This window comes from Streptomyces sp. JN8, from assembly GCF_055808075.1.
In genome coordinates, this window is sequence record NZ_CM147852.1 from 1,232,698 (window position 1) to 1,247,152 (window position 14,455).

The 14,455-nt window shown below is 72.1% G+C and carries 17 protein-coding genes; all 17 read left to right on the top strand.

Going from position 1 to position 14,455, the window contains the following annotated elements; translation table 11 throughout:
• Positions 1-68 precede the first annotated feature (68 nt).
• The 17 genes from ACY0MR_RS05275 (at position 69) to ACY0MR_RS05355 (ending at position 14,405) form a co-directional block, all read left to right on the top strand.
• Positions 69-1,520: an SCO6880 family protein gene (locus ACY0MR_RS05275; protein WP_473559438.1), complete on the top strand. Its 1,452-nt coding sequence runs from the start codon at positions 69-71 to the stop codon at positions 1,518-1,520.
• Between the two features lie 45 nt (positions 1,521-1,565).
• Entirely contained in the window at positions 1,566-2,000 is a 435-nt protein-coding gene (locus ACY0MR_RS05280) for a DUF6238 family protein (protein WP_473559440.1), read from the top strand.
• Positions 2,001-2,022: 22 nt separating this feature from the next.
• Positions 2,023-3,513, top strand: a complete 1,491-nt coding sequence (locus tag ACY0MR_RS05285; RefSeq protein WP_473559442.1) for an ATP-binding protein — start codon at positions 2,023-2,025, stop codon at positions 3,511-3,513.
• Positions 3,510-4,061 carry a hypothetical protein gene (locus ACY0MR_RS05290; RefSeq protein WP_388688839.1) on the top strand — a complete coding sequence of 184 codons (552 nt, stop codon included), beginning with the start codon at positions 3,510-3,512 and terminating at the stop codon, positions 4,059-4,061. The genes ACY0MR_RS05285 and ACY0MR_RS05290 overlap by 4 nt, the downstream gene beginning before the upstream one ends.
• Positions 4,062-4,081: 20 nt before the next feature.
• Positions 4,082-4,669 (top strand): hypothetical protein, encoded by a 588-nt coding sequence (locus ACY0MR_RS05295; protein ID WP_473559445.1) that lies wholly within the window; start codon positions 4,082-4,084, stop codon positions 4,667-4,669.
• 37 nt (positions 4,670-4,706) lie between these two features.
• The gene (locus tag ACY0MR_RS05300) at positions 4,707-5,438 is read left to right on the top strand and encodes a glycosyltransferase family 2 protein (protein WP_346172343.1); all 732 of its coding nucleotides are present in this window, start codon (positions 4,707-4,709) and stop codon (positions 5,436-5,438) included.
• Between the two features lie 2 nt (positions 5,439-5,440).
• Positions 5,441-6,505: a hypothetical protein gene (locus ACY0MR_RS05305; protein WP_473559446.1), complete on the top strand. Its 1,065-nt coding sequence runs from the start codon at positions 5,441-5,443 to the stop codon at positions 6,503-6,505.
• A 471-nt stretch (positions 6,506-6,976) separates the two neighbouring features.
• Positions 6,977-7,294, top strand: a complete 318-nt coding sequence (locus ACY0MR_RS05310; RefSeq protein WP_473559448.1) for a hypothetical protein — start codon at positions 6,977-6,979, stop codon at positions 7,292-7,294.
• A 24-nt stretch (positions 7,295-7,318) separates the two neighbouring features.
• Positions 7,319-8,341: a hypothetical protein gene (locus ACY0MR_RS05315; protein ID WP_473559450.1), complete on the top strand. Its 1,023-nt coding sequence runs from the start codon at positions 7,319-7,321 to the stop codon at positions 8,339-8,341.
• On the top strand, positions 8,338-9,594 hold the full coding sequence (locus ACY0MR_RS05320; RefSeq protein WP_473559452.1) for an MFS transporter: 1,257 nt from the start codon (positions 8,338-8,340) through the stop codon (positions 9,592-9,594). Before ACY0MR_RS05315 ends, ACY0MR_RS05320 begins: the two co-directional genes overlap by 4 nt.
• A 43-nt stretch (positions 9,595-9,637) precedes the next feature.
• The gene (locus ACY0MR_RS05325) at positions 9,638-10,135 is read left to right on the top strand and encodes a hypothetical protein (RefSeq protein ID WP_473559454.1); all 498 of its coding nucleotides are present in this window, start codon (positions 9,638-9,640) and stop codon (positions 10,133-10,135) included.
• Positions 10,136-10,241: 106 nt separating this feature from the next.
• Positions 10,242-10,652, top strand: a complete 411-nt coding sequence (locus ACY0MR_RS05330) for a hypothetical protein (protein WP_473559456.1) — start codon at positions 10,242-10,244, stop codon at positions 10,650-10,652.
• A gap of 57 nt (positions 10,653-10,709) precedes the next feature.
• Positions 10,710-11,600: a relaxase/mobilization nuclease gene (locus ACY0MR_RS05335; RefSeq protein ID WP_473559458.1), complete on the top strand. Its 891-nt coding sequence runs from the start codon at positions 10,710-10,712 to the stop codon at positions 11,598-11,600.
• Positions 11,597-12,238, top strand: a complete 642-nt coding sequence (locus ACY0MR_RS05340) for a hypothetical protein (RefSeq protein WP_473559460.1) — start codon at positions 11,597-11,599, stop codon at positions 12,236-12,238. Before ACY0MR_RS05335 ends, ACY0MR_RS05340 begins: the two co-directional genes overlap by 4 nt.
• Positions 12,239-12,269: 31 nt before the next feature.
• Complete coding sequence (locus ACY0MR_RS05345) at positions 12,270-13,034, top strand: hypothetical protein (protein ID WP_473559462.1); 765 nt, start codon at positions 12,270-12,272, stop codon at positions 13,032-13,034.
• Positions 13,035-13,254: 220 nt separating this feature from the next.
• A complete protein-coding gene (locus ACY0MR_RS05350) occupies positions 13,255-13,632 on the top strand; it encodes a hypothetical protein (protein ID WP_453751590.1) in 378 nt (125 codons plus the stop codon).
• Complete coding sequence (locus ACY0MR_RS05355; protein WP_473559464.1) at positions 13,629-14,405, top strand: SPDY domain-containing protein; 777 nt, start codon at positions 13,629-13,631, stop codon at positions 14,403-14,405. The genes ACY0MR_RS05350 and ACY0MR_RS05355 overlap by 4 nt, the downstream gene beginning before the upstream one ends.
• Positions 14,406-14,455 lie beyond the last annotated feature (50 nt).

Sequence of the window (14,455 nt, forward strand, 5' to 3'; positions counted from 1 at the left end):
GTACACCCGCCGCCGGGGGCAGGGGACCCTCCCCGCCCTGCCCCGGCTCCTCCCTCCCGGAAGCGATCGTGTCCTCCGTTCTCACCGTCAAATTCCCTACCCGGTCGCGTCGCGGCATCCTCCTCGGCCTGACCCTCCCCCAGCTCGTCCTGGTCTCCTCGACCCTCGCCGTGCTGCTGGCCACCGTGGTGACCGCGGGCCTGCTCGGCGCCGTCGTCCTGGCTCCGCTGTGGCTCACCACCGCCGTCCTGGTCGGCGTACGGCGCGACGGCCGCTCCCTGATCGACTGGGCGCCGCTCGCCGGACGCTTCGCCCACCGCCGTCGGACCGGCCAGACCCTGTGGCGCGCCCGCCCCGTCTCCCGGCCCCGAGTGGAGGGGCTGCTGCACCTGCCCGGCACCGCCGCATCCCTGCGCGTCGCCACCGCCGACTCCGGGGCCGCCGCCGTCCACGACCCCCACACCCAGACCCTGACCGCCGTCGCCCGCGTCAGCTCCCGCGCCTTCGCACTGCTCGACCCGGCCACCCAGACCGCCAACGTATCCGCGTGGGGCCGGGCTCTCGCCGGCATCGCCCGCACCGGACGCATCTCGACCGTGCAGGTCCTGGAGCGGACCGTGCCGAACTCCGGCGACAGCCTCACCCGGCACTGGACCGAGCACGGCAACCCCCATGCCCCGATCGCCGGCCAGATCTACGCCGAACTCCTCGCTTCGGCCGGACCTGCCGCCGCCCCGCACGAGGCGTACCTCGCCATCGCCCTGGACCTGAAGGCCGCCAAGCGCCTGATCAGCCAGGCCGGCGGCGGCCTCGCCGGCGCCTTCACCGTCATGGAACAGACCACCTCCTCGGTCGCCCAGGCCGCCCGCAACGCGGGCCTGACCGTCTCCGGATGGCTGGGGCCCCAGGAGATCGCCGCCGTGCTGCGCACCGCGTACGACCCGGCGTCCACCGCGCACTTGCAGCAGTGGTCCGAGACCGGTCAGGCAGAGGCCGATCCTGCCGCCGCCGGACCGGTCGCCCAGGTCGAGGAGGCCGACCGGCTGGTCACCGACAGCGCCCGGCACGCCACCTTCTGGATCGAGAACTGGCCGCGGACCGAGACGAGCCCGGGCTTCCTGCACAGCCTGATGTTCAGCGCCGGCGTCCGCCGCACCTTCTCCCTCATCTACGCGCCCCAGGGCATCGACTCCGCTCTGCGGGACGTCCAGCGCCGCAAGGCCGCGATCATCGCGGACGCCTCCGAGCGCCAGCGCCGAGGACAGGTCGACTCCGAAGCCGACAGCGTCGAGTACGCCGACGTGAAGACCCGCGAGAAGCAGCTCATCTCCGGCCACGCCGACGTCGCCCTCACCGGACTGCTCACCGTCTCCGCCGACACCGACCAGGACCTCGACGCCGCCTGCACCCAGATCGAGACGGCCGCCGCCGACGCCCAGGTCGACCTGCGGCGCCTGATCTACCAGCAGGCCGATGCCTTCATCACCGCGGCCCTCCCGCTCGCCCGCAGCACCCTGTAGCCCGCCCTGCCGCCCGACGGCGTCCTCCTTCCCCGCGAGAAGCCCATGTCCCCTGATGACCGCCGCGACGCCTTCGACGGTGACGCGTACCCCTACCTGCGGGCCGCCACCGCCGGGCTGCGCCACCACACCCGCGCCCAGAGCGCGACCGGCCAGGCCCAGCCCAGCGACCGGCCCCAACTTGACGCGCTCCACGCCCACCTCACCGCCCTGCACCGCCTCATCGACCAGGCCACCGAGCAGACCCGCCCCGAGCGCCCGGCAGCCGGACGTCGCCTGGCCACGGCCCACGCCCGCGTGTGGCAGGCCGCCGACTCCGTCCACGCGGCCTTCCACCTGGTCCCTGCGGCCACGGAGGACGAGAAGTGCCAGCCCGACCGGCTTCCCGAGGGACCGCCCTTCCTCACCATCTGCCAGCGGCACCTCGCCGCCGTCCACGCGATCCGGCGCAAGACCACCGCCGCCGACCTCGCGTCCTGAACCGTCCTACTGGAAGCGTCCCTTGTCCCACCGCCGCGCCAGCGCCACTCCCCTGTTCACCCCGCATGGCATCGACCGCGCCCAGCGCCGGGCTCTGCGCAAGCAGACCGCCCGCGCAGAAGCCCGGGCCCGCACCGCCGCCGGCACCGGACCCGACCAGCAGTCCGGGGAAGCAGCCTCCCCCGCGCCGTTCTACCCACCCACCGGACGTCCCGGTCCCGCCTCCGCCCGCGGCAACCGCCTCAAGCTCCCCGCCCACCACATGACCACCGCCGTCGCCAGCGCCGCCTACCCCTTCCTCGCCGAAGGCGGCCTGGGCGCCGACGGCATCTACATCGGCAAGGACCTCCACGCCGAAGGCAGCTTCACCTTCGACCCGTTCTCCCTGTACGGGCGCGTCGAGGGCTTCACCAACCCCAACGTGCTGCTCGCCGGGGTGATCGGCCAGGGCAAGTCCGCCCTGGCCAAGAGCCTGGCCCTGCGCAGCATCGCCTTCGGCTACCGCGTCTACGTCCCGTGTGACCCCAAGGGCGAATGGTCTGACGTCGCCCGGGCCTTGGGCGGCGAGTCCATCGCGCTCGGCCCGGGCCTGCCCGGCCGCCTCAACCCCCTCGACGCCGCACCCCGGCCCTCCTCGGTCCCACAGACCGAATGGGCGGGAGAGGTCCGCACTCGCCGTCTGCTCCTGCTTGCTTCCCTGGCCCGCACCGTCCTGGGCCGCGATCTGCTGCCCATGGAGCACACGGCCCTCGACATCGCGCTCGACAGCGCCGTCGCCCGGGCCGCCGCCGCCAGCCGCGAGCCTCTCCTCGGCGACGTCGCCCACGCCCTGGCCGACGGTCCCGGCCTCGAACTGGCCGGCGGCCTGCTCTCCGGACGCCTCGGAGATGCCGCCCGCGACCTCGCCCACGCCATGCGCCGCCTGGTCTTCGGCGACCTGGCGGGCATGTTCGACGCCCCGTCGACCACGGTCTTCGACCCCTACCGGCCGATGCTCACCGTCGACCTCTCCCGCCTCGGCGGCAGCGACGACACCGCGCTCGTCCTCGCCATGACCTGCGCCTCCGCGTGGATGGAAGCCGCCCTCACCGACCCCGGCGGCGGACGGCGCTGGGTGGTCTACGACGAGGCGTGGCGCGTGCTGCGCCACCCTGCCCTCCTCATGCGCATGCAGGGCCAGTGGAAGCTCTCCCGCGGCCTGGGCATCGCGAACCTGATGGTGATCCACCGCCTGTCCGACCTGCTCTCCGCCGGCGACGCCGGCAGCCAGAGCCGCGCCCTGGCCGAGGGCCTGCTCGCCGACTGCAGCACGCGCGTGATCTACCGCCAGGAGACCGACCAGCTCGCCGCCGCCTCCAGCCTCCTCGGCCTGACCTCCGTAGAAGCCGGAGCCCTGTCCCACCTCAGCCGGGGCCGCGGCCTCTGGAAGGTCGCCGGACGCAGCTTCGTCGTCCAACATCAGCTACACGCAGCCGAATTGGACCTTTTCGACACCGATTCCCGTATGCATTGACCCCTTCTCCTGGAGTTCCCCTGCACCCCGATTACGAGCACTACGACAACATCGGTCGTAGCACCGAACAGATCATCGCCGCGCACTTCGGCATGGCGACGGAGGGCGACCTCCTGCGATGGGCTCGTCGTGACGCCGAGGCATACCTCGCCGAGCGTCCTCTGCCGACTGGCTCGCCTGTCCCCCTCGACACCGCCGCATATCGCGTCGCACTCAACGAGGCCCGGACAATCGCCGAGGTCAGTGCGGTCACCAGACACCTGATCGAAGCCTGCAGGCCCGTGCTGGAGTCGATGGGCCAGGTCCTGTCAGACATCGCCGACTGGAACGGCCGGTATGGGAAGTCGGAAGCCGACTCCCCGTCCCGGAAGGTGATGGAGGCGGCCAACCGCCTCATGTCCACGCTCTGGGACGCCGAGGCAGCCGACCTCGCCGCGCTCCGGGCGACGTACGACCCCGCTCCTACACAACCGGGGTCGAAGCCCGCACCGGGCCTCCCGCCTGCCCCGCCTGAGGCGCCGTCCTCCGGCCCTAAGCCCAGCCGCTAACACCCTTCCGAAGGCTGAACTTGTCGACCCGTTCCTTCATCGCTCGCCCCACCGACCCCTCGACCGGAAGCCGGTACGCCGGCCGTTACTGCCACTTCGACGGCTACCCCGAGAACCAGCTCCCTCTGCTGCTCGGCGGTCTGCAGTATCGATTCGCCGGAGACCTCGAAGCCCTTCGCCGCCATCTCGTCGACGCCCCGCACGATTGGTCGGGGCTCGGCATGGACCTGATGGAAGGCGCCCCCGAGCACGTGCTGAACCAGATCGATCCACACGCGGAGCGCTTCCCCAGCCGCCCCCTCGACGACGTCGTCACCCTGTCGGGCGAGCCGGCCGAGCCCATCACCATCACGCAGGCCAACGCCGGCGGCCTCGAATGGGGCTACGTCCTGCACGACCACGGCATCGAGGTCATCGCCCTGACCTGGGACGACCGCGGAGGCCCCATCGTCAGCTGGGACACCTCCCCGCTCACACGCTTCCAGGGAACCCCGTCGCTGTGGGGCCGCGACCAGCCCGTACCCGTCCGGCCAGTCCGCCCCGCGCTGAAGGTCGCCGCGCCCGCCAGTCCCCTGCCGGTCCCGGCCAAGACCCGCGTCACCCGCTGACCCCGACTCCAGGAGCCCATCCCTGTCCGCCCCGCAGATCACCGTCGTCATCGCCACCCAGCTCCGCCCCGACCGCCTGCTCTACCTGGAGCAGATGCACGCGAGCCTCACCCGGCAGACCGTTCCGTGGGAGGCCGTGCTCGTCCTCGACGGCGCCCCGCCCGAAAACGTGCCTGCCCCGATCGCCGCCGACCCGCGGGTACGGGTTCTCCCCCTGCCCCGTTCAGTCGGCGCCGCCTGCGCCCGCAACCTCGGCCTGAACCTCGTGAACACCGAGTTCGTGAACTGGGCCGACGACGATGACGTCTTCCCCGACTGGAGCCTGGGCGTACGGCTGGCCGCAGTCACCGACCGCCTCGGGTGGGTTGCCGGGTACAGCGCGGACTGGCTGCCGGACGGCACCACCCGCGTGTGGGAGTGCCCCACGCCGCCCGGTTTCCACGCCGCCGGCGACGTGGTCACGTACTGGCCGCTCCCGCAGGACACGATCCCGATCGGGCCCACGACGATCCTGGCCCGCACCCGCCTCGTACGCGCGGCCGGCGGCATGGGCGGCCTCGTCCAGGGCGAGGACTACATGGCCGCCGTCGGCGTCACCAACCTGGCCCCCGGCGTCCTGCTGCCCCTGCCCGTCTACAAGTACCGGAAGCACGACGGGCAGATGACGCAGGGCGAGCAGTACGACGAGCTGGAGCTCGCCGCCCGGCAGCACGCCCACGCCTACGGCCACGCCCTGCGCAACGCCTTCGTCGCCGCCCGGGCAGCGTGAACATGGCCGGCACCGAACTGCCGCAGGCACGGCCGGACGCCGAGATCATCCTCTGTGTCAGCGCCAAGGGGGGCCTGGTCGCCATCCCCGTGGGCGAGAAGTACTCCTACGGACACACCGCCCTCCGCTCGACGGGCGCCTTCGAGAAACAGAAGGCGGGCTTCCACGTCCTGCGCGACCTCAGCACGATGCGCGACGTGATGCCCGCGCTGGCCCAGGCCGCCAAGCTCTATCGGGTCGCACTGACCACCAGCTCCAACCCGTATCTGGGGGACTACGCCCAGAAGCTGGCGCGCTGCCTGCCCAGCGCCTGGACAGCGACGGTCGAGGTCTACGCCCACCCTGTATGGCAGGAGGACTGGCTCCCTCTGCTGTGGGACAGCGGTCAGCTCACCGAGGCGATGGAGCGCTGCCGCGTCCCGTACGGCGCTGTCCTCACCAGCTCGACCGGCGCGGAACTGCTCCTGATCGAACAGCCCGGCGCCGCAGGTCGCTACCTGCTCGGCGCGTGCGCGAGCAGCACCTTCGACGACAACTACGACAATCCGTTCGCTCCGCCGGCCATCGGGTTGCCCAAATACCCGAAGCTCGCCGCCGCCCAGGTGACGACCAGCTTTCTCCCCCGCTATGAGCACGCGGTGCACAAGCGCCTGCTGGCGGAGGTCGAGAGCGGGCACGGACGTCTGGTAGACCTGCGGCGCTCTGCCGGTGACGGCCACGCCGAGAGCTCGACGGCCGTACTCCGCCGGCTGCGCCCCCACGCGGCGCACCTCCTCGACCGAGTCTGGTGGGCCACCACCCCGGACCGGGCGGATGCCGAGGCGCTGGATCGGCTGGACGTTCTGCTCCGGCCGGGGCGAGGCGACCGGCCCTCTGTATTCAGGGCGCCCGCCCCGCTGCCCCCTGCGTCGGCCGACGACGTACGCCGATGGCTCGCCGACGCCCCCGTACTCCTGAAGCACGCCCGGGCCACCCTGCCACCCCCGTCCGCGGCCGACTCCCGCAGGGCGCTCGCCTCGGCTCCCCGAGCCCCCGCAGCCCCGACCACCTCAGGTCGCGGCCGGTGACCCCGCTCTCCTTCCTCCCCTCCCACTCCGAGGACGTACATGCCCCATGTCCCCCATTTCCACTTCGGCCTCGACCCCGACCTCGGTGTCGTAGCCCGACCGACAACAGAGATCACGCCGCATCTGGCCAACTGGTACCTCGTGCATGAGCAGTTCGATCTCGTGCCCGGCACCGCAGATCTGTACCGGCTCACCCGGCAGGACCACGATCCTTGGCGACGAGGCCGACAAGCCGTACACGATCTCCGCCAAGCCGGATTCGCCGTCCAGTCCGACTACAGCCTCGATCCCGCCCAGTCCGCCCCGCCCGCTCCAACGCGAGGCACCGGGCTGGCCGAGCGCCGAGCCCGCATCGCAGCGGCGGCAGCCAGCCGTTCCCCTCAGCGCCCCCTCACGACCGCGCCCGCGACAACGGCGCCCATCCCCGCCGCCGGACCAGTTCGCGCTGCTGTCTCGCGGGGGCGGTGACCCGTGGACGACGCCTCGATTCGCATCGTCCGTGAGCGCGGCGGCGAAGTGGAAGTCACCGGCCCCGTCGACTCGCTCGCCATGGAACTGCTCCTGCGGGCCGGCTTCCTGACCCAGCCGACGCTGAGAGGCCCCTGGATCCGTCTCCCGTTCGACATGGGCGAGACCTGGGAGAACGACCGCGCCCAGTGGGCCGCCGACATGCTCCGCACCGCGCGGTACCCCGTCGACCTCGACTCCAGCCTCAGCTCCGCCCCTCCCCCCGCCCCGCCTCATCGCCGCGCTCCCGCCCTGCGCGCGGCTCCGTCGCGACGCCGCTGAAGCGCCACCTTCCGGAGAACACCCGTGTCCCCTACCGCCCACATCACTCTGTACTCAAGCCCTGACGACGGCATCGTCGCCCTCCCCGGCGGGCCAGGTGCCGAATGGGCCGTCATCGCCCTTGACCTCGCGCACTTCGAGTCGGCCGACGAAGGAATCCACGTCCTTCCGATGTCCGACCTCGACCGTGCGCAGAAGGCGCTCGACACGCTCTACACCAACGCGCACCGGTTCGGCATCACAGTGACCACCACCCCCCAGACGTTCATCAGCGACATCGGGCGAGGCATCGCTGCACGCCTGGACGACTCCTGGACGGTGGAGGTCGGCAACTGCATGCTTTCACCCTCGGATTCACGTAGCCGCCTGAACTTCCTCTGGGACTCCCTGGGGGGATCGCTGCCCTACGTCATGCAGTCGTACTCGGAGCAGGTATCGGCAGTGGCCTTCCTCCGCTCAGAAAACGGCCTCGAACTGGCGGTGCTGCGACGCCCGTGGGACGGACAGATCGTCGTCGGCGCCCTCGCTCCGGATGCACAGTTCACCTCGCTGGGGACGGCGGCACCGGTCAGCATCGCCGCACCCGATGTCGCCGGCGTCCTGAAGAAGATCACGGAGACACTCCTGCCTTCCTACGAACACGCCCTGGCTCAGGCCCACTTCCGGCTCCTAGGACGCGTCCTTGATCAGATCCGGTCGGCCCGGACAAACGGCGCCCTGCCCCGCGTCCGGGCGTTGAACGAGGACCTCTGCCACCACTGGTACAGCCTCGACCAGCATCTACGCCAAGGCGTGTACGGTCCGCTGCCGAAGGCTCTGGACGATCTCCTCCGCGGAGCCGATACAGCCCTGACCGAAGGCAGCGCGCAGGACGAGGAAGGAGCTGTTCAGCTCCTGGAGCGCTGGCTACAGCAGGGCACACTGCTCGTCGACCTGGTGCAGTCCCTCGACCCGAACTTCACCGCCTCCTCGGTCACACCGTCGGCACCTGCTCCCCTCCCGCCCGGGCCGCCACAGCAAGGGCGCCGGCCGGGGATGAGCAGGTGACGACCGCACGGACGTCGGGACCGGTTCTGGGTGCGCCGTACGTGGCCCGGCTGCTGGTCGGCACCATGATCGCGCGGCTCCCGACCGGCATGGTGCCGGTCGTCCTCCTCCTGCTGGTCGCCGACCAAGGCGGGGCAGCGTCCACGGCCGCCCTGATGTGCGCGGCGTACGGGCTGGCCTCCGCGCTCGGGCAGCCGGCACTCGGCCGGGTCGTGGACCGGCACGGGCAGACGGCCGTGACCTGGACGGCTACCGGCGTCACCAGTCTGGCGATGCTGGCCATGCCCCACGTCGACTCGACCACGCAGACGCCGCTGTTCATCGCCCTGGTCGTCCTCGCCGGCATCTCCACCCCGCCGGCCGAGGCCAACCTTCGAGCCCTGTGGCCGAGCGTGCTGCCCGATCCTCAGCAGCAGCGCGCCGCGCTCGCCCTGGACACCGGCTCGCAGGGGCTGATCTTCATCGCGGGGCCCCCGCTGGTCGCCGCCATCACCACGTTCGCCGGACCGGACACCGCCATGGTCGCGACAGCCATGCTCGGCCTGGTCGGGGCGGCGGTCGTCCTGAGCGCCGCCCCGTCCCGGAGCTGGCGCCCCGGCACGGCCGCGTCGTCCGGGCTTCTCGGCCCCCTGCGCTCGCTTGGGCTGGTCGCTCTGCTCGTCGCCATGACCGGGACCGGCGTCGCACTCGGCGCCCACACGGTCTGGGCCGTCGCACTTGCCGAGCGGAACGAGAGCGCTCTGCTGCTGGGACTCCTGCCGGCGGCACTGTCCGTCGGCAGCCTCCTCGGCGGCACGCTCTACAGCCGACGGGCGTGGCCGGGCAGTCTCACCGCTCAGCTCGTTGCGGGTTCCGCCGCCTTCGCCATGTGCTGGCTCCCCCTGCTCCTGAGCCCGGGACCGGCAGCGGCCGTCGCCGTATCCGCCCTGCCGGGTCTGGCCCTCCCGGCACTGGTGACCAGCGCCTTCCTCACCGTGGACGCGCTCGCCCCGGCCGGCACTGTCACCGAGGCGTACGCGTGGCTGATCGCCGCCATCGGCATCGGCCAGGCCACGGGCACAGCCTTCGCCGGCCAACTCACCACCCACCCCCAGCTCGGCGCCGGCCTCCCCGCCGCCGGAGCGGCGCTCACCATCGCCGTGCTCGCCGCGGCGTGGAGCTGGATCTACGTACCCGGCACCCGCGCACGCCGCGGTCGGCACCGCCGTGTTCCCGCGCACCGCGCGGGAAGGGCTTCGGCCCGTCCCGCCTGACACCCCCTTCCCTCTTTCCCTTCTCGAACCCAAGGAGATCTTCATGGCCGTGCCCACGTCCTTCGAAGTCGTCCACAGCTGTGGACACGCCGTCCCCTACGACCTGTCGACCCGGTCGGCCGACCAGCGCGCCAGGTACGCCCGGTGGCTCGCCGAACGGAAGTGCACCGAGTGCTGGCGAGCCGAGCATCAGGCCGATGCCGCGAGCACCGCGGAGTGGCTGGCCGCCAAGCGCGCCAACGAACAGGCCGCCGCGGCGGCGTGGGCCACTCAGTTCGACATGCCCGAGCTGGAGGGTCCCGAGAAGATCCTCGGCTGGGGCGAGCGCTGCCGGCACCAGCTCGTGACCAGTGCGTACGAGGCGCTCGTCACCGAGGGGAGCTGGGACGAAGCCGACTGGGCGCAGCTGGAGGAGCAGGTCCGCCTGCTGACCCGGGCCGGGTGGTGGGTGGACCAGCGGGACGCCGACGGCGTGGATCTGCCGGAACTCGTCGAGGCCGCGAGCGACCGGGACCGGCCTACGGAGAACCCGTTCCGGTAAGCGCGCAGCGCGCAATATAGCGGCGGATCCCCGGTTTCCGAAACCGGGGATTCTCCGGACCCTTTGTCTTCCACCGCCGCCCCGCGACCTCGTGGAAGGACCGTCCGTGCCTGAGACCCGCCCCGTGTACCTGCCGCACGACCCGCTCACCCCGAAGCGGGACATCACCCACGCGCACTTCCGGCCCGGGGAGCACGTGGTGATCTTCAAGGGGGCCGCCGAGGGGCGGCTGTGGGGCGACGCGATGAAAGTGGTCACCGACTCGCTGCACATACCGACCGACGAGAACGGGTGGCGGCTGCTCGACCCGAACGGCGGCCACCGCTCCTACCTCACCGCCCACCCCCGCTACATGGTGCACCTGTCCACCCAGTGCCCCGAGTGCCTCGTGCACCAGCAGGCCCTGCGCGAGTACCTGATACCGCGCGTCGGGACCGGCGAGGAGCCGGTCGACTGCCGCTGGTACTCGGTGACCGCGCTCAACCAGCTGGTCCACGTCGCTGACGTCAGCCGATAGACGGACAGGCCCACATCCCTCCGCCCCCTACCTGTCAGTCCGACACCCAGCGAGAACATGATCATTCACCTGTACCGGCACGGCTTCGAAGCCGCCGACGCCCTGGCCGATGCACTCGGTCGCCCCCTCAGCGCGCACGAGGGGCTCACGACCGAGCCCGGCGGCACCGTGGTGGCCTACTGGGACCAGCTCGACCGATACACCGACGAGAGCCGGTACTGGACGACACCGGAGTGGGCCCAGCACCTCGCCGATCCGCTGGTCGAGCATCCCTTCGCCGCCGCCCCGGACGGCTCCCGACGCGCGATCCTCCACCTGTACGTGCGCCTGCATCCACTGGACCGGGAACTCTCCCCGGCCGAGTGGTCCGAGGTCAGCCACCGACTGGCGCGCACGGCCGGCCTGGCTCCGCCCGGCGACGAGTGGTCCTGCCGCTGGGTCGCCGTCCGGGACAAGGCCAACCGCATGGACCTGATCGGCAACCTCATCCGCCTCGACGGCGCCTGGGCAACCACCCCCCGCCGCCTGGCCGAAGCCCTGGAGGCGGAAGCCCGCCGGATCGAAGCCGACCTGCTTCTTCACACCGGACACCCGTCCGTCCAGGAGAAGGCGCCCGCGGCGGCCCGGCCGACCGCCGGCGCACCGGCTCGCACTCCGGCTGCGACAAGTCCGCTCGCGGGCATCCTGAACCAGCTGGCCGCCGAACAGGCCGGGCCGATCGCGGCGGTGCGGCAGCTCGTCGAGCAGGTCGGCCGCCAGGCCGCCGCCCTGCCCGGCCACGAGACCGCCGCCGCCGGCCGGGACCTGTTCTGGGCGGCCCGCCGCCTCCACGGCGTGCAGGATCAGCTCGGACAGATCGCTGCCCGCCTCGCGCCCGCTCCGCCCGCCCGAGGCCCGGCGCCCGCACTCCCGCGGACGTCTACGCCGTCCGCGTCGGTGCGGCGGTGAGCACGGCGGACGCGGACGCCGAGCAGACGGTGGTCATCGTGCGCGATCTGGCGACCGATGTGATCACCGCGAGCGGCGGGGACGGTCTGGCCCACGGCATCCTGGAGCGCTCCTTCTTCCTGCGGGAGACGCACGGGGTCACCTGGCACCGGCTGTCTCCCACGGTCACGCCCGGGGAGGAGCAGGACGTCGCCCGTATGGCTGTGGCGCGTCTCCAGGCCGCCGGGTACCGGGTCCTCGCCTCTCCGGAGTTCGCCTGGGAGGGCACCGAGGCACGTTACGTGACGACGGGCCGGGCGATCGAGAACCTCGCCGGCCGGATCCGTGAGGCAGCCTCCGTGGACGACCTCGCCTTCGAGCTCGCGGAGCTCACCGCGACGCACGACGGCATCGTCGCCTCGCTCGGTCTGGTCCTGCACGCGCTCGCCGACGCGTACGACCGGTTCAGCGGACCGGACGATCCGCGCTGGGGTTCCCGCCTGCGCAGCGAGGCGGATCACGAACTGCGACTTCTTGCAACGGAGTTGAGGAGCGTACGTGCCACCCTCGCGGACCGCGCCACGCTTCCGGGCCGTCGCGGGCCTCACTCCCCGCCGCCGGCTCCACCGACGTCTACCGCCTTCGGACGGACCCGATGACCTTTCCCCCTGTCCCCTCATCGAGGAGCCCATGTCCCTCCCCCGATCCCTCCCCGACGACGACCGCGACCTGGAGTCGTTCGCCACCCTCCTCGCCGAGCACCTGGACGGCGACTGGACGGTCGAGTACCACCCGCACCAAGGCGACGAGGACCAGTTCCGGCACGCCGAAGACGTCTGGGACCTCAACCTGGTCAGCGGCGCCATCGCCGAGTTCGTCCTGCGCGAGGACGCCCACCTGATCCGGCAGGACGGCACCCGCCTGTACGTCACGATCCGCCCGCTGCACGACGACGAGTTCCTGGTGGCGGCCATCGCCCCGACCGGATCGATCGCCGCCGAGGCGTTCGAAGGGGTCCGGGAGCCCGACGGAATCGCCGTGCCGGGCGATCCCGAGCGGGCCGCTCACGCCGTCACCGCCGACCTCCTGCCCCGCTACGAGGTCGCACTCGCCCAGGTCAGGCACGCCGTCATGAATCCCCCGCAGCCCGCTTCCCGCCCCGACACGACGGTCGTGATGACCTGGCGGGAGGACGGCTCCCTCGCGGCGACGACCACCGCCCGGCCCGCATCCGAGGTGCTGCTCGCCGAGGGCTTCGTGTGGGAGACCGCCTCGAACTCCTACGTGCTGGCTGGCGACGACACCCGCGCCCAGGGCCACGCGGTCCAGGCCGCCGGCGCCCGTCTCGCCCGCCTCGGCATCGGTGTGGCGCTGCGAACGGCCCCCCGCCCCGCGGCTGATGTCTCCCTTCCCGCGTCCCAGCCCGGTGGCCGCGCGGCCCTTCGCCACCGGTGACGCAGGCCCGTACCCCGCGCCCGTCCGTTCCTCCGCTCGATCCGGTCCGCCGGCCTCGCCTCGCCGTCTTCGTTCTGCGCCGCTACCTGCGCGCGGCGGTGGTCAAGGCGGGCGGGACCAGCAGTCTTCCTGCCCGTCCGGCGCCGCCCTCCGGTCCGGCTGCGCCCGTCTCCCGCCGAACCCGCTGACCAGCTTCGCGGGCCAATCCCCTTGGAACGCCATGAACCCGCCCGTCACCGACGACGCCCTCCTCGACGCCATCGCCCAGCACCTCGACCAGCTCGCCAACCATCTGCTGCAGGCAGACGCTCGGAGGGCCGCACAGATCCTGGCGCGGGTCGTGGACCTGGAGGACGGTGTCCTTCGCAAGCTGACCGACCTCGTCACTGACTGCAGCCGGGCGTCCCGCAACCATGCCGCGGACGGACTGTTCCCGCCAGAGGCGTGGCTGGCCTTCGGCCGTGCCGGCAACACGCTGGCCAATGTCTCGGGCGACCTCGACCAGCATCGGAGCGCCTTCGAGCAGATCGGCAAACAGGCACCCGCCTCCGCGCCGCCGAAGGCCACCGCGTTCGTCGCCCGGGGGCGGCACCGGTGAGCAAACAGCGACAGAAGTGGTCTGGCTGGGGCGACCAGCAGGCCGCACAGCAGCACTACCTCATCGAGCCCCGCTACCTGGCCGGCGGCGGGGACCTGCGGCACATCACCGAATACCTGCGCGCCTCCGGCTGGAAGGACAGCACCCCCCGGTCGTCCGCCGCTCTCGTCTTCGGCTCTCCCGACGGGGCCGTCCGTGTCGCCTACCAGCCACCGGGCGGCTGGCAGATCCACGGCGCCGCCCAAGGGCACCAGCCGGCCTGGCAGGTCACGTTCACCGCGCAGACGCCGGTGGAGATCGTCGCCGGCCTCACCGACGCACTGACCAAGGAACGCTCCGCACACGCCCCCAACGTGTGGGCGCCGCTCTCCGAACACGGCTGGTCCACCGACACCGGCCAGGAGTACACCGCCGTCAGCCCCACCCGGGACGCCTTCGTCCAGTACGTCGGTACCGGCCCCGATCAGCACTGGTGGATCGGCGCCCGCAACGAGCACGGCGCGGTCTGGAATCTGCAGGCCGCCCCGACGACCCCGCTGCACCTGCTGCAGGGCCTGACCGAGGCTCTGGCCTCCCCCGAGCCGGTGATGCGACCGCGCGGACACGTGCCGCCGAGCAAGCGCATCCGGGTCACCTCCGTGTCCGTCCTTCCCGAACAGCTCAGAGGCTGGCAGCAGGCGCGCATCACCGCCGCCCGCGCCGCCACCTGGGCCCGCAACTCCGTCCGCGTCGCCCGGCCCCGTACCAAGGCACGCCAGCACAACCCCCACTGACCCCAGGACCCCCGTGCCTTCTCCGCTCTCATGTCCCACCGTTCCGGATC